The 18,929-nt window shown below is 59.4% G+C and carries 19 protein-coding genes; 13 read left to right on the forward strand and 6 right to left on the reverse strand.

Going from position 1 to position 18,929, the window contains the following annotated elements; genetic code table 11:
* Nucleotides 1-46: 46 nt before the first annotated feature.
* From ACLM45_RS13790 to ACLM45_RS13815, 6 genes are all read left to right on the forward strand, one after another.
* Nucleotides 47-1,414, forward strand: coding sequence for a lysostaphin resistance A-like protein (locus tag ACLM45_RS13790; RefSeq protein ID WP_415409842.1), 1,368 nt, complete (start codon nt 47-49; stop codon nt 1,412-1,414).
* Between the two features lie 84 nt (nt 1,415-1,498).
* Nucleotides 1,499-1,954, forward strand: a complete 456-nt coding sequence (locus ACLM45_RS13795) for a hypothetical protein (protein WP_415409843.1) — start codon at nt 1,499-1,501, stop codon at nt 1,952-1,954.
* A 3-nt stretch (nt 1,955-1,957) separates the two neighbouring features.
* Entirely contained in the window at nt 1,958-3,748 is a 1,791-nt protein-coding gene (locus ACLM45_RS13800; protein ID WP_415409844.1) for a peptidoglycan D,D-transpeptidase FtsI family protein, read from the forward strand.
* Between the two features lie 107 nt (nt 3,749-3,855).
* The gene (locus ACLM45_RS13805) at nt 3,856-5,028 is read left to right on the forward strand and encodes a transaldolase (RefSeq protein WP_415409845.1); all 1,173 of its coding nucleotides are present in this window, start codon (nt 3,856-3,858) and stop codon (nt 5,026-5,028) included.
* Between the two features lie 66 nt (nt 5,029-5,094).
* Nucleotides 5,095-5,481, forward strand: a complete 387-nt coding sequence (locus ACLM45_RS13810) for a Crp/Fnr family transcriptional regulator (protein ID WP_415409846.1) — start codon at nt 5,095-5,097, stop codon at nt 5,479-5,481.
* A gap of 41 nt (nt 5,482-5,522) precedes the next feature.
* A complete protein-coding gene (locus ACLM45_RS13815) occupies nt 5,523-7,004 on the forward strand; it encodes an FAD-binding domain-containing protein (RefSeq protein WP_415409848.1) in 1,482 nt (493 codons plus the stop codon).
* On the opposite strand, the gene ACLM45_RS13820 is transcribed toward ACLM45_RS13815, so the two are convergent.
* The 3 genes from ACLM45_RS13820 to pyrH are packed head-to-tail and all read right to left on the reverse strand — an operon-like array spanning nt 7,001 to nt 9,392.
* On the reverse strand, nt 7,001-8,131 hold the full coding sequence (locus ACLM45_RS13820; protein WP_006043607.1) for an NAD(P)/FAD-dependent oxidoreductase: 1,131 nt from the start codon (nt 8,129-8,131) through the stop codon (nt 7,001-7,003). The genes ACLM45_RS13815 and ACLM45_RS13820 overlap by 4 nt on opposite strands.
* A complete protein-coding gene (gene frr / locus ACLM45_RS13825; protein ID WP_006043608.1) occupies nt 8,128-8,676 on the reverse strand; it encodes a ribosome recycling factor in 549 nt (182 codons plus the stop codon). Before frr ends, ACLM45_RS13820 begins: the two co-directional genes overlap by 4 nt.
* A gap of 8 nt (nt 8,677-8,684) precedes the next feature.
* On the reverse strand, nt 8,685-9,392 hold the full coding sequence (gene pyrH, locus ACLM45_RS13830) for a UMP kinase (protein WP_006043609.1): 708 nt from the start codon (nt 9,390-9,392) through the stop codon (nt 8,685-8,687).
* A gap of 102 nt (nt 9,393-9,494) precedes the next feature.
* On the opposite strand from pyrH, the gene ACLM45_RS13835 reads away from it, so the two are divergent.
* A complete protein-coding gene (locus ACLM45_RS13835; RefSeq protein ID WP_038004757.1) occupies nt 9,495-9,680 on the forward strand; it encodes a hypothetical protein in 186 nt (61 codons plus the stop codon).
* A 3-nt stretch (nt 9,681-9,683) separates the two neighbouring features.
* Here the strand turns inward: ACLM45_RS13835 and cobO are convergent, their stop codons facing one another.
* Genes cobO through ACLM45_RS13850 form a run of 3 tightly spaced genes read right to left on the reverse strand, consistent with a single transcriptional unit; the run spans nt 9,684 to nt 12,163 of the window.
* Complete coding sequence (gene cobO, locus ACLM45_RS13840; RefSeq protein WP_415409849.1) at nt 9,684-10,349, reverse strand: cob(I)yrinic acid a,c-diamide adenosyltransferase; 666 nt, start codon at nt 10,347-10,349, stop codon at nt 9,684-9,686.
* Entirely contained in the window at nt 10,346-10,993 is a 648-nt protein-coding gene (locus ACLM45_RS13845) for a class I SAM-dependent methyltransferase (RefSeq protein ID WP_415409851.1), read from the reverse strand. The genes cobO and ACLM45_RS13845 overlap by 4 nt, the downstream gene beginning before the upstream one ends.
* 15 nt (nt 10,994-11,008) lie before the next feature.
* Nucleotides 11,009-12,163 carry a site-specific integrase gene (locus tag ACLM45_RS13850; protein ID WP_415409853.1) on the reverse strand — a complete coding sequence of 385 codons (1,155 nt, stop codon included), beginning with the start codon at nt 12,161-12,163 and terminating at the stop codon, nt 11,009-11,011.
* 72 nt (nt 12,164-12,235) lie between these two features.
* Here ACLM45_RS13850 and hemH point away from each other — a divergent pair, with 72 nt between their 5' ends.
* The 6 genes from hemH to ACLM45_RS13880 all read left to right on the forward strand — a co-directional run bounded on the left by hemH (nt 12,236) and on the right by ACLM45_RS13880 (nt 18,925).
* On the forward strand, nt 12,236-13,411 hold the full coding sequence (gene hemH / locus ACLM45_RS13855) for a ferrochelatase (RefSeq protein ID WP_006043614.1): 1,176 nt from the start codon (nt 12,236-12,238) through the stop codon (nt 13,409-13,411).
* 82 nt (nt 13,412-13,493) lie between these two features.
* Nucleotides 13,494-15,347, forward strand: coding sequence for a biosynthetic-type acetolactate synthase large subunit (gene ilvB / locus ACLM45_RS13860; protein ID WP_415409854.1), 1,854 nt, complete (start codon nt 13,494-13,496; stop codon nt 15,345-15,347).
* Nucleotides 15,347-15,703: a hypothetical protein gene (locus ACLM45_RS13865; RefSeq protein WP_006043617.1), complete on the forward strand. Its 357-nt coding sequence runs from the start codon at nt 15,347-15,349 to the stop codon at nt 15,701-15,703. The genes ilvB and ACLM45_RS13865 overlap by 1 nt, the downstream gene beginning before the upstream one ends.
* A gap of 1 nt (nt 15,704) precedes the next feature.
* Nucleotides 15,705-15,932, forward strand: coding sequence for a GIVxVP protein (locus ACLM45_RS13870; protein ID WP_006043618.1), 228 nt, complete (start codon nt 15,705-15,707; stop codon nt 15,930-15,932).
* Nucleotides 15,933-15,966: 34 nt separating this feature from the next.
* The gene (locus tag ACLM45_RS13875; RefSeq protein ID WP_415409856.1) at nt 15,967-17,223 is read left to right on the forward strand and encodes an amino acid ABC transporter substrate-binding protein; all 1,257 of its coding nucleotides are present in this window, start codon (nt 15,967-15,969) and stop codon (nt 17,221-17,223) included.
* A gap of 34 nt (nt 17,224-17,257) precedes the next feature.
* A complete protein-coding gene (locus ACLM45_RS13880; RefSeq protein WP_415409857.1) occupies nt 17,258-18,925 on the forward strand; it encodes an NAD(P)/FAD-dependent oxidoreductase in 1,668 nt (555 codons plus the stop codon).
* Nucleotides 18,926-18,929 lie beyond the last annotated feature (4 nt).

The raw sequence follows: 18,929 nt of genomic DNA on the forward strand, positions 1-18,929 counted from the left end.
CTGCACCCGTCACCGACCAGAATCACTTTGAGTTGCCTGCGGCGTGTTGACCAGCCCACCTTCCGGACGTCCATCGGCTGACCGGTTTTTGAAGGTGTTTCTGGCCTTCGTCTCTCTCGTTCTGGCCACCTTGGTGTGGATCCTGGGATTGGTGGACAGCTTTGGAAAGCCGTCCGTTGTTCCGGCTTTGTCGTTGGAGCAAAAGGAGCTTTCCCTTTTGGCCCAGCCCAACATCCCAGAACCGCTTCGGCCTCTGGTGGTCGGTAAAGACCCTGCTGCTTCCCTGCTGGAGACCCTGCGCGACACCCCGTTGGACCGACTGGATGATCGCCAAATCCTTCTGTTCACGGCCCTTGAACAAGACGAGACCTACCGGGCAAGTCTTCGGCAGGTGACCATTGGCCAGCCAGAACTCATTCCGCTTCAGCAGGCCTTGCTTGGGAACGATGGTCCCGAACAGGGACGATCCGAATTGCTGGCTCTTGCTCCCGACCCTCTCATCCGCGGAGTTGTGTGCAGTGCCTTGGGAGGCTCATCCGCTGACTGCGTGGATTCAGCTCAGGCCTCCGCCGCAGCGCGCCGTTTGGTCTTCAGCGAGATGTTCCCGTTGGCGGCCCTGATTCTTGGAGGCCTGCTCTTGATCAGGCATGGGTGGCTGCTGCTGCGCCGTCGGTTGCCGTCCTGGCCGCCGCTTGTGTCGGCCCCCCTCAGCCCGCTCGACATGGTTCTGCTGGTGGCCGGTGGCTTTGTTGTTTTGGGGGAGGTGCTGGTTCCACTGTTGATCGCTCCATTCACTGCCTGGGTGAGCCGAGGCCTGTCTCCTGCACTGATGCAAGGGTTGACCGTCCTTGTCGGGTATGCCGCTTTGGCGGTTCCTCCTTTGCTCATCCTTCGCCAGCAGTTGTCGCAATGCGATCAGGAGGCTCCTCCATCGGGGGGCTGGTTGCAGTGGCAGGCCCGCCCGATCTCCTCAGCCCTTCTGCAAGGTGCAAGGGGATGGCTGATGGTGATGCCGCCTGTGGTGTTGAGCGGTTGGCTCGTGAGTCGATGGATCGGGGATCAGGGGGGGAGCAACCCTTTGCTGGAGATCGTCCTGAACAGCCGAGACCCCTTGGCCTTGGCACTACTGGCCATCACAGCTGTTGTTCTGGCCCCGCTGTTTGAGGAAACGATTTTCCGGGGGGTGTTGCTACCGGTTTTGGGCCGTTTCCTCGGGCGTGTCGGAAGTGTGTTGGTCAGTGCGCTTGTGTTCGCGATTGCTCACCTGAGCATCGGCGAGCTGCCTCCACTGCTTGTTCTTGGCGTCGGCTTGGCGTTGCTGCGGCTCGGTACAGGGCGCCTGTTCCCCTGTGTGGTGATGCACTCTCTCTGGAATGGCGTGACGTTCCTCAATCTCTTGCTGCTTGGGGCTTGATCGAAGCCCCCAGTGTTGATCAAGGTTTCAGCCTTGCGGCTCTTCTCTTCAGGTGGTTCACTGGCGCATTGCTGAGCTTCAGCCGTGGTCGCGGTTCCACAACCCCAGCCGATTTCCCCGCAACAGTCGTCCAGCGCTGGAACTTTTGAGCTTATTCAGGGCTCCCTGTCGGCTCGTCGTGCTGCGCGCCATTCTCCTCTCCTGGCCGGACTGCATCGCGTTGCCGATGGAGGGCTTCTCGGGGTTTTCGCGGCCGTTCTCCTGCTCAGCGGTCTCACACTTCACTGGCAGCATCGCTGGACTTTGGCGTTCAGGCAGCTTGAGTTGACTCGTGCTCTGACCCACCGTCTTACGGAGTCCACAGCGATGCTCGAACGGCACCTGCTGGAACACTCCAGGGTTCCAAAACGAATGGTGCCCACGACCGTGGCCAACCTTCTTTACCTCGATAAGCCCGGAGCGGTTGTGCCTCAAGGCGAACCTGATCATCTGACCATGCTCGGCTCCCTCATTGAGCATCCGATCAAGAACGGTTACTAATTCATGGGTCGCCCACGTGTCGTAGGACGGTCGATCCCGTCATCAACCCGTCGCAGGGTTGTGCCGCTGGAGCCCGTCCCCGTTGGACGCATGCGCTGGGTGTTTGCTCTGCTCTGTCTTGGGTTGTTCGGCCTGATGGGGAGGATGGCCTGGTTGCAGTTGTTCCAAGCACAGGCGCTTGAAGCCCGTGCCAGGTCTGTGCAGACCCAGCGCACGCAGCCTCTCGGCATACGACGACCGATCGTGGATCGCACCGGACGGATCATCGCTCTCGATGAAGAGCGCTATCGCCTCTGGTTGCACCCCCGCTACTTCAACCTCCCTGGCGACGACCCAGTTCTCATTCGGCCACCTGCTGATGTAGCCGATCGCCTTGCCCCTCTTCTGTCGATCCCCTCCACGAAGATCCTCAAGCAGATCGGCGATCGGCCCTCCGGCATCAAGCTTCTCGAAGGACTCGATCCTGAAACGGCTGCCGCTGTTCGAGCAACTGGAATCAGTGGTGTGGATCTTGAGTCCTATCTCCATCGGGTCTATCCCCAGGGAGAACTGTTCGCCAATGTGGTTGGTTTTCTCAATCAGGAACGTGTTCCTCAGGCAGGTCTGGAACAGAGCCGTCACGACGATCTGCAGCGTCATGAACTGGCCAGGAGTCTTCGTCGTGGTGCAGATGGAACCCCCCTGCCTGACAACCTCGATGCCGGCGTTTTCTTCGGTGATGATCTTCGTCTTCAACTCACCCTTGATGCGCGTCTTCAGGCTCTGGCTGCGAAAGCTCTGAGTGCTCAAGTGAAGAAATGGAACGCGAAAAAAGGTGTCGCCATCGTGATGGATGTCACCAATGGTGAGTTGCTCGCCCTCGCTTCAGTTCCTACTTACGACCCCAATCGGTATTGGGACTTTTCCTCTGCTCGATTCAGAGAATGGTCTGTTCAGGACCTCTATGAACCAGGCTCAACCTTCAAGCCCATCAACCTGGCTATCGCTCTCCAGGAGGGAGCAATCAAGGCCAATGGGCAGGTTTATGACAACGGCATGATCAAGGTCGGTGGCTGGCCGATCAACAACCACGATCGAAAGGTCAACGGAGTGATTGATTTCGCCACCGTTCTGCAGGTCTCGAGCAATGTGGGAATGGTGCAGGCCATGCGTCGTCTGCCGGCTGACAGCTACTGGGACTGGCTCAGTCGTCTGCGTCTCGATGCTCGCCCTGATACGGACTTGCCCGGAGCGATTGCTGGGCAGCTCAAGTCAAAAGAACAATTCACCAAACAACCCATCGAGCCGGCTACGGCATCCTTCGGTCAGGGATTTTCATTGACGCCACTCAAACTTGTTCAATTGCATGCACTTTTGGCGAATGGTGGTCGATTGGTCAGTCCTCACATCACCAGGGGACTGCGTGCTGGCAATGCCCTGGCATCAGCTGGAACTCGTCAAGGTCAACAGTTGCTCAAGCCCGAGGTGACTCGCACGGTGCTCGCCTGGATGGAGTCTGTGGTGGAGAAGGGCAGTGGTAAGGGAGTACGAACTCCTGGATATCGGATCGGAGGCAAGACCGGAACCGCACAGAAAGCTCTTAATGGTGTGTATGTCCCTGGCGCCTTGATCTGCAGTTTCGTTGCCACTCTGCCGATTGAGGATCCGCGTTATGTCGTGCTGGTGGTTGTCGATGAGCCCCAGGGCGGAAATGCCTATGGCTCAACTGTGGCCTTGCCTGTTGCGAAGTCCATCATTGATGGACTTTTGGTCATTGAGAAAATTCCGCCGAGCATCGCTCAATCCCCTGGTTGAATTCAAAAGGGTTGGTCAGGGTTACAACGGCCTGTGCAGGGGGATACCCGCAAGGGTGCCAGCCAACGAAACCTAGCTACGTTGCACTTATCAAGACTTTCAGCGCTATGGCCAGTCTTCTCGATCAGCTCTCAGCGATGACCGTTGTGGTCGCAGACACCGGGGATCTGGAGGCAATCCGTAAGTTCACCCCGAGAGACGCCACGACGAATCCTTCTCTGATCCTCGCGGCTGCCCAGATTCCTGCTTATCAGAATTTGATCGATGAAGCTCTGCGATCCTCTCGTCGACTGATTGGTGACAACGCACCGGTGGAACAGGTGGTGCGTGAAGCGCTGGATGAAATCAGTGTGATCTTCGGCAAACAAATTCTCAAGATCGTTCCCGGGCGTGTGTCCACCGAGGTCGATGCCCGGCTCAGTTTTGACACCGAGGCCACGATCGAAAAAGGCCGCAAACTGATTCGCCTCTATAACGATGCAGGCATCAGCAACGACCGTGTGCTGATCAAGATCGCCTCCACTTGGGAAGGCATCAAAGCTGCCGAAATCCTCGAGACAGAGGGAATTCATTGCAACTTAACGCTGCTGTTCGGTTTCGGTCAGGCCGTGGCTTGTGCCGAGGCTGGTGTCACCTTGATTTCACCCTTCGTCGGTCGCATTCTCGATTGGTACAAAGCGGATACCGGTCGTGATTCCTACCCCGGTCCTGAGGATCCCGGGGTGCTGTCTGTGACCCGGATCTTCAACTACTTCAAAACCTACGGCTACAAAACCGAGGTGATGGGGGCCAGCTTCCGCAACATTGACGAAATCACTGAGCTCGCTGGCTGCGATTTGTTGACCATTTCACCCAAGCTTCTCGATCAGCTGCGTGAGAGCCAAGCCACTCTCTCCCGCAAACTCGACGGTGAGAATCCCTCCAGCAATGAAGCTCAGATCCATGTGGACCGTGAGCAGTTCGAGGCCCTGATGAAGACGGACCGCATGGCCACCGACAAACTTGCTGAAGGCATCAAAGGATTCAGCAAAGCGATCGAAACGCTTGAGAGCATGTTGGCCCACCGGTTGGCTGAACTCGAAGGTGGTCAGGCTTTTGGTCATGCCGTTCAGGAAATCTTTCTGCTCAATGACATGAACGGTGATGGTTGCATCACCCGTGATGAGTGGCTCGGGAGCGATGCGGTGTTCGACGCGTTGGACTTGGATCACGATGGGCTTCTCACTCCAGAGGACGTCCGCAGGGGATTCGGTGCAGCTCTTGCACTCACAACCGCCTGAGTCGGCGATTGCATTACCCACTCTTCATCTGAGCTGATCAGAATTCCAAGAGTTCTAGCCGCTTTCGTGAACGCTCTCGACACCATGCGTGGCCTCGCTCAGAAGAGCGAGGTTCACGCGTTCAAGACAGGCGACATCATTTTTAAGGCTGACGACCCCGGGGCTTCGATGTTTGGAGTCCTTGAGGGTTCTGTTCGTTTGTCGTGGAAAAATGACGAGGGAAATGAGGGATATGAGCTCATCCACGCTGGGAATGTGTTCGGAGCCGGAGCCCTTGTCATGGATGGTCACCGTCGCCTAGGGACAGCGCAAGCTGAAAGTCCTTGCCGTCTGATTGAGATGAACAGGGAGAAGTTCCTGTTCGCTGTTCAGGAAGCGCCGATGTTCGCGATTGAGCTGCTGGCTTCTGTGGATGCGCGTCTTCGGGATCTGAAAATTACCTCCGCCGGCTGACTCGCTTTTCTATCGTCCGCTAATTCAATCCGGCTTCGTCCGTGGTCCATGGCCTCCAGCTGGTCTGGTTCAAACGTGATCTGAGGCTGGTGGATCATCAGCCCCTGGCCAGAGCGCTGGCCAGGGGACCTGTTCTGCCTCTCTATATCGTTGAACCGGAACTCTGGGGTCAACCGGATTGCTCAGCCAGGCAATGGGCGTTCTGCCGAGAATCCCTGCAGGATCTTCAGGAGGCCTTTGCTGACGTTGGTCAACCATTAATCATTCGGAGCGGCGATGCCGTGGATGTGCTCGAACGGGCCCGGCGTCAGCTCGGCATTTCGGCACTCTGGAGCCATGAGGAAACAGGCAATGCCTGGACCTTTGCCCGGGACCGGCGGGTCGCTGCATGGGCGAAGGAACGGGGCATTCCTTGGCATGAACTGCCTCAGTTTGGAGTCGTCAGGCGGTTACAGACGCGCAGGGGTTGGGCCCGCCGCTGGGAGGAGCGCATGGGTGAGGCGATCACCCCGGCACCCACTGGCTTGACGCCCCTTTCTGGCATCGCTCCAGGAGACCTGCCGACCAACGATGCTTTGGCTCTGCAGGCTGATCCATGCCCCTACCGGCAGCGTGGCGGCCGTCGGTTGGGCCTCCAGGAGCTCAATGATTTCCTCGCGCATCGGGTTCAGGGCTACTGCCGTTCCATCTCCAGTCCGAATCTGGCCTTCAAGGGCTGCTCAAGACTTTCCGCTTACATCACCTGGGGCTGCCTCTCCATGCGGGAAGTGCTGCAACGCAGCCGTGAATTCCAGGGGCGTGGGGTGAGCAGCTTCAGTTCGCGGCTGCACTGGCATTGCCACTTCATCCAGAAACTGGAAGATCAACCTCCGATCGAATGGGAGGACTTTCACCCCTTCATGCGCGGCATCCGTTCTCTGGACGACGCCCGCTTCGCGGCCTGGGCTGAGGGCCAAACGGGCGTTCCCTTCGTGGATGCCTGCATGAGGGCTCTGCGAGCCCATGGCTGGATCAACTTCCGCATGCGGGCCATGTTGATGTCTTTCGCCAGTTACAACCTCTGGCTTCCTTGGCGTGATACGGGTCTGCATTTGGCCAGGCAGTTCGTGGATTACGAACCAGGAATTCATTGGAGCCAGTGCCAGATGCAGTCCGGCAGCACCTCCATTAACACGATCCGCATCTACAACCCGATTAAGCAGGGGCATGATCACGACCCTGATGGAGCCTTCATCCGTCGTTGGTGTCCGGAACTCGAGGACGTGCCTGCCGTGCATTTGCATGAACCCTGGTCTCTTCTCGGTGCTCCCAGGTCGATGCCGATCGTTGATTGCGCGATTTCAGCGCGTGAAGCCAAAGAGCGCATCTTTGAGATTCGCCGCTCCGCAGGTTTTGATCGCCATGCGGATGCCATTCAGCAGCGCCATGGGTCCCGACGTTCAGGTCTGCCCTCGACCAGGCGGAGACGATCGAGCCGGCTGACCACTGACCCCGGCATTGAGCAACTGGCGCTGGATCTTTAGCCCCGCTGCAGAAGAAGGCGACGGATTACCCGCTGGGCGATGTCTCCGTAGCCCATCTCACCGGAAAGGATCTGGGCAATTCGGCGGGGAGCCGTGGGACGCTTGATTCCAAGCTGATACCCCACACCGGGAAAGCGATAGAACACCTGGGCGATGCGGCGGCCCCACGCCATGGAGTCCCCCCAGCGGTGACGCATCACCGTGGAGTAGTCCGCGAGGGATGCCACCTCATTGTTCAGCCAGCGGTCGAGACATTTCGCTGCCTCATATCCGCTCATCAGTGCCGGTCGCAATCCCTCAGCCAGAAATGGATCACACAGTGATGCCGCATCGCCGACCGCCACCATTCCGTCGCGGTGCAATGGACTGTGACCATTCCAGACCCTCAGGGCCGCCTGTTGGCGGAGTCCAGCGTCCGCTGGGAATCCAAGATCAGGAAGCAAGGCGCTGAGAACGGTTTCTGCATCCATCGCATTCCGGCCGATGAATGTGCCCACGCCCACGTTGATGCCTTCATTCAGGGGAAAGGCCCAGGCGAAACCGTGGTGGACAAGACCGAATTCGAAGCGAGCGACACCAGGGTTGAGTGTTCCAAGACCTTCCAGACGCACGGAGAGTGTGCTGGCGAGATGGAGGTCTCGTGGGCCAAGGCCGAACTGACCCGACCAGGGCGATGCCGAACCATCCGCAATCACCACCGCTCTGGTCGTCAACGACTTGCCGCTGTCACCGCGGATTGTCCATTGACCATCCTCACGTTCGACCTGCTGCACAAGACAAGGGCAGTGGAGCGTGGCTCCAGCCTCCAGGGCCTTCTCCAGCAGCAGACAATCGAGACGTTCGCGTCTCACGATCCAGAACGGTGCCTCTCCAGGTAGCTCAGCAACCACCGGATCGTCCAGGCACCAGCTGAAATCGACCCGGCGGATCACATCGTCGACCGCTGGGCTGAGATCGAAGGGAAACCACTGCTGAACTGATGACGCCATGCCGCCACCGCAGGGTTTGACGCGCGGTCCTTCTACCGCTTCCAGAACGCACACCCGATGCCCGGCATTGGCGAGGTGAAAAGCTGCTGTGGAGCCGGCTGCCCCGGCTCCGATCACAGCGACGTCGTAGACGCTCACACCTTCAGGATGTCGGCTTCCTTTGTGGCGAGATGCTTTTCCAGTTCGGCGATGAACTGATTGGTCAGCTTCTGGATCTCATCCTGTTGATCACGGCTCTGGTCTTCGGAAAGGTCGCCATCCTTCTCCTGCTTCTTGATTTTGTCGATCGCATCCCGGCGGAGATTCCGCAGAGCCACCTTGCCTTCCTCGGCATACTTTGAGGCCAGCTTGCAGAATTCCTTGCGGCGTTCCTCAGTCAGAGGGGGAACGTTGATGCGGATGACCTTGCCGTCGTTGTTCGGCGTAAAGCCAAGTTCGCTCATGGCGATCGCTTTTTCGATCGAGGCGAGCGCACTGATGTCGAACGGCTGAATCTGAATTGTCTGAGAATCCGGTGTTGAGAGGGTGGCCAGAGATTTCAATGGTGTGTCTGCCCCGTAATACTCCACGCTGATGCGGTCGAGAAGAGACGAATTGGCTCGACCGGTTCGGATGGTGTTGAAGTTGCGCTGGGTGGCTTCCACCGACTTGCGCATGCTGGATTCGAGATCGGAGTGAGACATGAAGATGACTAGTTACTGATGCGAGAACCGATGGGCTCACCTGCCACGGCACGGCCGATGTTGCCGGCTTCGAACAGATTGAAGACCACGATGGGGATGTTGTTGTCTTTGCAGAGGGCGATGGCGGTGCTGTCCATCACCGCCAATTCACCGCTGAGTACCTGTTGGAAGGTCAGAGCGTCGTAGCGCACCGCATCGGCGTGCTTGTGGGGGTCTTTGTCGTAGACCCCATCGACCTTGGTGGCCTTGAACACCACATCGGCTCCGATTTCTGCAGCCCTTAGGGCTGCGGTGGTGTCAGTGGTGAAGAAGGGGTTTCCGCATCCTGCACCGAAGACCACCACACGACCTTTTTCAAGATGCCGGATAGCCCGCCTGCGGATGTAGGGCTCGGCGACTTCTTGCATTTCGATGGCTGTCTGCACCCTCGTGGGGATGCCAGCCCGCTCGAGACCATCCTGCAAGGTGATGGCATTCATCACAGTGGCGAGCATTCCCACATAATCCGCCGTGGCTCGGTCCATTCCCGCGGCCGATCCTTTGAGTCCCCTGAAAATGTTGCCACCACCGACCACGATCGCCAGCTGGGTGCCGCTGGCCACGACACCGGCCACGTCTCGGGCGATGGCCTGAACAATGGCAGGGTCGATTCCGTAGCCTTGGTCTCCCATCAGCGCTTCCCCGCTGAGTTTCAGGAGTGCGCGCGCGTAGGCCATTCATCCACCTGATCCTGAAGACAGTAGCAAGCGAGATCGGACGGTCCCAACACTGGCGCGATCGTGCGCTAGCCGCTTGGATAGGGAAACGACAGGGAATCCATGGCTGAAGAGAACGGCGCACGCAGTTCGGTAATGGCCCGTCTCACTCTTTCAGCCCTTGACCGTGCCAGCCACGATCCTTCCTGCTGGCGTGATCCCCTGGTTCACCGTGCACTCCTGGTGAGTGGATTGTCAGTTCTGACTGCGGCTATGGGGCTGTTGCGCAGCGATCTCGACCAGCAGTGATCTCTAAAATTCAATACCCATCTGCGCTTTAACGCCCTGCTCGCGAAATGGGTGGTAAATCAAGGTCATTTCTGTGACCAGATCGGCAGCGTCCACAAGCTCTGCAGGGGCTCCTCGCCCTGTCACGGCTACGTGGGTCAGCGCGGGCCGTTCTCTCAACCCGGTTATGACGGTGTCTGCATCGATGTAGCCCAGCTTCAGAGCCACATTCAATTCATCGAGCAGCACCAGCTTCACTGCTTCATCTCGCAGATACTCCAGGGCTGTTTTCCAGGCCGTTTCCACCAGCTGCTGATCCCGTTCCCGGTCTTGGGTCTCCCAGGTGAAGCCCTCGCCCAGGGCATGCCAGCGCACCTGGTCTCCGAAAGCTTTCAGCGCCCGTGCCTCTCCCGGTTCCCAGCCGCCCTTGATGAACTGCACGATGGCCACCCGCTCACCATGGCCAAGCATTCGCAAGACGAGACCCAGTCCTGCGGTTGTTTTCCCCTTGCCCTGGCCAGTGAACACGAGAATCAGGCCCTTTTCCTTGTTGCGTTCTTCCACCCGCTGCTTCTGGACCTGCTGGCGTCGCTCCATCCGTTTGCGATAACCGGCATCGTCTGGTTCAGGGGCAAGCTTTCCGCCCATGCCCAGCTCCGCTGCCGATTGATCGAGATCCTTCGTACTCATGGCTGTTCGGTTTGGATGGGACGCATGGCGGTGATCCGCTGCAGTGCCTGCCCTGCGAGAAGCTCCTGCTTCACAGATGTGAAACCAAGCTGCTGAAGTTCGGAGGGCAGATCGTCCTCCAGCATGGCGGTCGCGGTGTCCGTTTCAAACAGTTCACAAAAGATCTGCTGAGGCAGGCGCAGCCAAGGACCAGCAGGATGTAAATCCACCAGCACCAGCCAACCGCCGGGTTGGAGCAGGCGTAGCGCACTGCTCAACACCATCGCCCTCTCAGGGCGTGGAAACTCATGCAAGGCGACGCTCAGCTGGATGGCACTGAAACTCCCGGAACGCAGTGGGGGGGCCTCGGCAAGGCCCTCCACGCGTTGCAGCATCGGGTGGCGAGTTGCGGCCAGCTGCAAGGCACGAGGGGAGACATCGAGCCCCGTGACAGCAAAGCCCGCAGCCAGCCAGGGGGCGGCTGCCTCGCCGCTGCCGCAACAGAGATCCAGTACGGCAGCTCCAGTTTGTAGATGCGGTTGAAGGGCTTCAAGGCCTAACCCTCGCAGTTTCTCCACACCGCCCACGCTCAGGGATGACACTGCCGTCACTGCGTCGTAAATCCAGCGATAGCGATAGGCCAGGGGGCGGAGAAATGACGACATCAGGGAAGGGGGGGGTCAGGCTCGATGACGGGCTAAGGCCGCATCTACCGCCTGCTGCTGATCACGGCGGGTGATCCAGTGGTGATAGGTGCGCGTGTGAATCGCCACTGAGTGGCCCATCATCCTGGCGGCAACGGTGTCCGGCAGGCCGATGTGAATGGTGCGCACGGCCCAGGCATGACGCAGGTCGTAAGGGGTGATCGGCAGTGCATAGCGGTGGAACTGCTCGCTCACCCGACGCCCCACCTGCTGCAGGGTGGTGCGTCGCAGATCGGTGCGGATCGCCGGTAGCGCTTTCGGGTTGTCGGCCAGCTCTTGAAGGCCGAAGCGCTCGACCCACTCGGGATGGAAGGGCCAGCTCTGGTGCTCGCCAGTTTTGGTGGTGGGCAGGACCCGCAGCACGCGATCTCCGCCCTCGGCTAACGCGGAACAATCGCAGAAGAACACTTCATGGTTGCGAAGTCCGTAGGTGGCCATCAGTCCGTAGGCCAGGCGCCAGCTTGGATTCGGGATGGTGAGTGCGGCTTCGAGAATTTGGCGATCTGTGGGCAGCTGGCGGAACCGGGCCCGGTGCAGGCCATAACCTCCGGCTTCTTCTCGCCAGTCATCAGGCAGCGGAATCTCCATGAAGCGGGCCAGGGCCGCAAGCGCTGTGGCGCATTGCTGGCGACTGCGGCTCCCGTCTTCGTAACTCGTGAGAGTCTGCATCAACAGATCGGCATTGATGGTGCCGTCAGCGGACTGATTCGACAGACGGCGCAGGTAAGGAAGGTACGCACCGCTCCAGGTTGTGCGACTGCCAGATGGAGAGCGGCGACGCCTGGGATCTGAGAAAAAGGCTTTTTCGAAACGCTTCAAGGCGGAGTTAACCGCGTGGGGCGGCTCGAGTGCTTTGGCACCGCTTCGGCGGGATGACCAGGCTGACCAGTCAAAGCAGCCCTGATCGATCTGCAGTCGAACCAAGGATGCGGCATTGAGGGCATGGTCGAGGCCCGCCGGGTCTGCCTTGACGCCGAGGCTGATGCGCTGGAGTTTTGTTTGCCCCGGATCCAGACGCAATGGCAGCACGCCGCGTAGGTTCAAGCGGGAGCCGCGTTGCTCGATTCGCAGTTTCGATCCCTGCGCCGCCAACCGTGTATTGGCGGAAACCAGCGCCTTCTCGAACTCCATAAATGTGTCGCCGACGCCAAGGATCGCGTTAATGGCCGCTACGCTCAACCCCCTTAACCCGGTGTGATTGCTATGTCCCGCGTCGGCGTCGTACTGCTGAACCTGGGTGGTCCCGAACGCATTCAGGACGTAGGCCCCTTCCTGTTCAACCTCTTCGCTGACCCGGAGATCATCCGGTTGCCCATACCGGCGCTGCAGAAGCCTCTGGCCTGGTTGATCAGCACCCTGCGAAGTGGGAAGTCCCAGGAGGCCTACCGCTCCATCGGAGGAGGGTCACCGCTCCGGAGGATCACTGAGCAGCAGGCCAGGGAACTTCAGAGTTTGCTGCGTCAGCGCGGAATTGATGCCACCAGCTATGTGGCCATGCGCTACTGGCATCCCTTCACCGAATCCGCCGTTGCCGATATCAAGGCCGATGGCATGGATCAAGTGGTGGTTCTGCCCCTCTACCCTCACTTTTCCATCAGCACGAGTGGTTCCAGCTTCCGCGAGCTTCAGCGGCTGAGGCAGGGAGATGCATCCTTTGAAAAGCTGCCGATTCGATGCATCCGGAGTTGGTTCGATCACCCGGGATATGTGCGGGCGATGGCCGAGTTGATCGCCGAGGAAGTGCGTAAGAGCGACGATCCCACCCAAGCGCATGTGTTCTTCAGCGCTCATGGTGTTCCCAAGAGTTACGTGGAGGAAGCGGGAGATCCTTATCAGCAGGAGATCGAATCCTGCACGGATCTGATCATGAAGGCGTTAGGCGAGCTGATGGGCCATGAGAATCCCTTCACCCTCGCCTACCAGAGCCGGGTTGGCCCGGTGGAATGGCTCAAGCCCTACACCGAGGAAGCGCTCGAGGAACTTGGTCAGGCCAAGATCAACGACCTGGTCGTGGTGCCGATCAGCTTTGTCAGCGAGCACATCGAAACTCTGGAAGAGATCGACATTGAATATCGCGAGTTGGCCACGGAAGCTGGCGTGGTGAATTTCCGGCGCGTCCGAGCTCTTGATACCTATCCGCCGTTCATCGAAGGGTTGGCCGATCTCGTGGCAACCAGTCTGGACGGCCCTGAAGTCAGTCTTGATGCTGCAGCTGAGCTGCCCACGAAAGTCAAGCTTTATCCGCAGGAGAAATGGGAATGGGGCTGGAACAACAGCTCTGAAGTTTGGAACGGTCGCCTGGCCATGCTCGGATTCTCGGCGTTTCTTTTCGAGCTGATCAGTGGTCACGGACCGTTGCATGCCCTCGGTCTTCTCTGATGGTTGCAACAGGCGGCCTCAACGCCGGGCAGGAAAACAGGTTGAACCTTAATGTTGATGAACAGTATGTCGTGATGCCGCTGTGACGCTGACCTCCGCTCCCAAGGTCGATGCAGCGTCCGGACTAGGGGATGGGTGCCGTATGACCGGTGCCAATGCCCTGATGGACGCTTTGCGTCGCCATGGAGTCGACACGATCTTCGGCTATCCAGGCGGCGCCATCCTCCCCATCTATGACGCTCTTCATGTGGCGGAAAGCGAGGGGTGGCTGCGTCACGTGCTGGTTCGGCATGAGCAGGGAGGAACGCATGCCGCCGATGCCTACGCGCGGGCAACAGGTCGCGTCGGCGTTTGTTTCGGTACCTCAGGACCTGGCGCCACCAATCTCGTCACCGGCATCGCGACGGCGCAGATGGATTCGGTTCCGATGGTTGTGATCACCGGGCAGGTTCCCCGAACGGCGATCGGCACCGACGCCTTCCAGGAAACCGATATTTTCGGAATCACCCTTCCGATCGTGAAGCATTCCTGGGTGGTTCGCGATCCTGCGGATCTTGCCTCGGTGGTTGCCCAGGCCTTTCATATCGCTGCCTCCGGGCGTCCAGGTCCGGTGCTGATCGATATCCCAAAGGATGTCGGACAGGAGGAGTTCGATTACGAGCCCGTTGAGCCGGGCACGGTGATTCCTGCCGGTTTCAGCGCCACTCCACCTCCGGATCTCACTGCGATTGCTGACGCGCTTGCGCTGATCAAGACGGCCAACCGCCCCTTGTTGTATGTGGGTGGTGGGGCTGTCGCCGCTTCCGCCCACGACAGCCTGATGGTGCTGGCGGAGCGCTATCAGCTCCCCGTGACAACAACACTCATGGGGAAGGGGGCCTTTGATGAAAACCACCCACTGGCGCTCGGCATGCTTGGCATGCACGGCACCGCTTACGCCAATTTCGCGGTCACTGATTGTGACTTGCTTATTGCTGTGGGAGCGCGTTTCGACGATCGCGTGACCGGCAAGCTCGACACCTTCGCCCCCCGGGCACGGGTGATCCATTTTGAGATCGACCCTGCTGAAATCGGCAAGAACAGGCGAGCGGATGTGGCCGTGCTCGGGGACGTCGGGGCCAGCTTGGCTGCTCTGGTGGAACTGAGCCTGCAACAGGGACATGAACCTCGCACCGCAGCCTGGCTCGAAAGGATCAAGGACTGGAAACAGCGTTATCCCCTAACAATCCCTCCTGCTGAAGGATCGATCTACCCCCAGGAGGTTCTTCTGGCGGTCAGAGATCTGGCGTCCGATGCCATCGTCACCACCGATGTGGGGCAGCATCAGATGTGGGCTGCCCAGTACCTGCGCAATGGCCCCCGAGGCTGGATCAGCAGTGCGGGTCTGGGAACGATGGGATTTGGCATGCCTGCGGCACTCGGCGCCCAGGTGGCCTGTCCCGATCGGAGGGTCGTGTGTATCGCAGGCGACGCCAGTATTCTGATGAACATTCAGGAGCTAGGCACGCTCGCGCAGTACGACCTGCCCGTGAAAGTGGTGATCGTGAACAACCACTGGCAAGGCATGGTCCGGCAGTGGCAAGAAAGCTTCTATGACGAGCGATATTCAGCATCCGACATGCTGAGAGGAATGCCGGATTTCGCGATGCTGGCGCGCTCCTTCGGCGTTGAGGGACTCAAAATTGTCGAACGTGCCGAGCTCAAGTCGGGACTGGCTGCAGCCCTCGCCTCACCCCATCCCACGATTGTTGATGTGCATGTCCGACGGGGGGAGAACTGCTATCCGATGGTGCCACCGGGATGCAGCAACGCCCAGATGGTTGGTTTACCCTCTCATCCTGAATTGGCCATGGATACCCAACGCAACTGTCCAGCTTGTGGTGCCGTCACCTCCAGTGATCACCGTTTCTGCCCTTCCTGTGGCAGTGCTCTGTGATGGGGCGTCATGTCCTGGGTGTTGCACTGGCGCTCATGCTGCTTTTGATTCAGCCCCTGCTCACCCAGGCCGCTGAAGTTCTTCAGGTTCGTGAAGCCACGCTTCTGCAGGTCGGTGATCGCAACCGCAATTACAGCGTTCGCTTGGCTTGTATCGAGGTGTCCCCGGAGGACCAGCAACTGGCCGTCGACTGGTTGCGCCGGACCCTACCCCGTCGCCGACGCGTCAATCTTCGTCCGGAAGGAAGTGTTGATGGTGTGCTCCTTGCACGGGTGACGCCGATCGGTGTTGAACAGGATCTGGGTGCTGCTCTGGTGGATGAGGGCCTGGCCCACGCCACCTGTCCCCCTGCTTGAGATGGCGCGCAACCGAATCGCCTCCGGCATCGTGATGGTCCCGTGCTTCCTGCTCGGGTCGGCATTCTTCAGTACAGCGATCTGGGGGGATGCTGCCTCCGGCAATCGACCGCTTGCTCTGGGTATGGGAGCTCTGCTTGTTCTCGCCGGTTGTCTCGCCTTGCTGATTCAGGGGGATGCTCCAGACACACCGCAAGATCCTGTGACAAAACCCGACGATCCAGTCTGAAATCTCTACGTTCAAAACCTGGGTGCGTTTTGTCATGACCCATCCTTCTCAAGCATCTTCCAAGGTCCCTGCATCGGATGAACCCATTGCGGAGTCTCCTCCCGAGGCGTGTGTGGGTGGTCAGCCGCCTTTCGTTCGCTTCCTGCAATCCGGCTTTGTGCTTCTGGCCACAGTGATCGGTTGCCAGGCCTTATCAGCCAGTGCCTCCTCGAGATCCTCTGTGGTTGCCATTTCGAATGGTGGTGGCTCTGGCGCGAATGCTGAATTCATGGCGGGGTTTGCTGTCGGTCTGGATCAGGTCAGGGCGTGTGGCGTAGATCCTGCATCCGTTGACTGGTTGTCGGTTGCTCCAGGAGATGATCCATCGGCTCTTCTTGGCCAACAGGTGTCTGTGTTGGTGGCGCCTTTCTCCGCTGATCTGTCCATCTATGCCCAGCTCGCAAGCCAGCGCAAGCTTGGGGTTCTACTGCCCTATCAGCGTGGAGAATCCCTCAGGGGCCTTGCTGAACTGGATCCTGAAGGACGCCTCCATCCGGTTGTTCCTCCGTATCAGCAGGATCTCAATCAACTGATCGGTGACCTTCTCGACCATGGCATTCGCCGGGTGATGGTGGTGGCCGATCCGACTGATCGGAGTGCCGATCAAGCGGAGAGTTTTGTTTCGGCCTTCCAGGGGGATGGCGGAATTGTGGACTCTTACGAACCATCCCTGGTACAGACGGTCAGCGCAGATGATGCGGCCGCTCTGGAACGGTTGTTCAAGGATGTGTCCTGGAAGGGACCTCAGGCCATCGTTTTGGCCGCGGCTCATGACAGTGTCCTGGCTCAGAAACTGGATCGAGCTCAAGCTTCGGGCCGTCTCGGACAACGTCCTGAGGCCCTACTTCGGGTTTGGTTGCTGCCTCATCACCGCGTCAGCGATCTGTCTGAACGTTCCTGGCCACAGCTCATTCTCGATCAGCCCGCCCATGGCCCCGGTTGGGGTGACTTTGCGTCCATCTATCGCCGTTCACGTGGGGAACAGCCCACTCTTTTGGCGGCGTCTGGGTTCGATACCGCACGGCTGGTGGCTCTCTCCTCTCTTGCCCCACCACCGGTTTCAACGGAGGGAACCCGGGACCCGCTGGGTTGGCTGGATCCTGCCCAAGAGCCGACACTCCTTTGTGATGCGATTGAGGATCGTCTTGGCGGACAGCCCGTGCGTCTGATTGGTGCGGCAAGCGATCTGGTGCTGCGCCCTGGACAGTCTCCTTCAGGGCAAGCCACCATCCGCCGGATCCCCGGTCGGTAGGTTTTCAAGGGGGACGACTCGGGAGAGTGGACTTGTGCTGAGGCTGAGCGAGCTCCGTCTGGAGCTTGATCACACGGATGAGGATCTGGAACAAGCTGTTCTTCGCTGCCTGAAAATTTCACGGGAGCGCCTGCTCGAGTGCCATCTGGTGAAACGCAGCATCGATGCGCGACGTCGCGATCGGATTCGCCTGATCTACAGCGTTGACGTGCAGGTGAGCGGAGAGGACGCCCTTCTGCGTCGGTTCGCTCAGGATCGCAGGATCCGTCGCAGCCCTGATGAGCGCTACCACTACGTCGCGCAGGCTCCAGCGTCCCCCTGCGCGGGTGGTCCGCTTCGTCCTGTTGTGATCGGCGCTGGCCCGTGTGGTTATTTTGCGGCACTTCTGCTCGCTCAGATGGGCTTTCGGCCTCTTCTGCTGGAGCGGGGGCAGCCAGTAAAGCAGCGCAGTGCCGACACATTTGGATTCTGGAGAAGGACCTCGGCGTTTCAGCCAGAATCCAATGTGCAGTTCGGTGAGGGAGGGGCAGGAACCTTCTCCGACGGAAAGCTCTACAGCCAGGTGAGTGATCCTGCCCACTACGGCAGGAAAGTGCTGGAGGAACTTGTTGCCTGCGGTGCCAACAGTGAGATCCTCACTCTGCATCGCCCCCATATCGGTACCTTCAAACTTGCCACCGTGGTGAGGGGCTTGCGGGCACGGATCGAAGCGCTGGGAGGTGAAGTGCGCTTTGGAAGCCGGGTGGATGCACTGGAGATCGAACCAGGATCATCGTCCGCCATGAAACCTTTGCTGCTCTCCGGAGTGAGGCTTTCTGATGGCACGCATCTGGCTTGCGACCAGCTGGTTCTGGCGCCGGGACATTCGGCCAGAGATACCTTCGAGATGTTGGAACGTGTTGGCGTTGCACTGGAACGCAAACCGTTCGCCGTAGGTGTTCGAATCGAACATCCTCAAGCCCTAATCGATCGCGCCCGCTGGGGAGACTGCGCCGGTCACCCGTTGCTCGGTGCCGCCGAATACAAGCTTGTTCATCACGCCAGCAACGGTCGGTGCGTCTACAGCTTCTGCATGTGCCCCGGCGGATTTGTGGTGGGTGCGACCTCGGAGGCGGGCCGTGTCGTGACGAACGGCATGAGCCAACACTCCCGCAATGAGCGCAATGCCAACAGTGGGCTCGTGATCCCGGTCATGGACGATGACCTGGAACCCCATGCCCGCTTCCTGGGGGATCCCTTGGCGGGTATGGCGTTTCAACGTGCACTTGAAAGCCGCGCCTTCGACCTGGGAGGAGGCGATTACAGCGCCCCTATCCAGCGCTTGGAAGACTTCCTAAAGGGCCGTGCGTCCAAGGACATCGGCTCTGTGGTCCCGTCCTGCCAACCAGGTGTACGTCCTGCCGATCTCGCCGAACTGCTGCCAGAAACGATGATTGCTGCATTCAGGGAGGCCCTGCCGGCCTTCGCGGATCAACTCCCAGGATATGACCACCCTGATGCCGTGCTCACTGCCGTCGAAACGCGCACATCGTCTCCACTGCGCATCCCGCGCGATGAGGCGTTGGAGTCGATCAATGTTGCGGGTTTGACTCCCGCCGGTGAAGGTGCGGGGTTCGCGGGGGGAATCCTGTCCGCCGCGATTGACGGGATCCGGGTCGCTGAAGCTGTGGCTTTGCGCCTTTTGGAACGACCCTCGAACTGACCCT

The sequence above is a fragment of the Synechococcus sp. A10-1-5-9 genome (assembly GCF_047716785.1).
Classification (GTDB): Bacteria; Cyanobacteriota; Cyanobacteriia; order PCC-6307; family Cyanobiaceae; genus Synechococcus_C.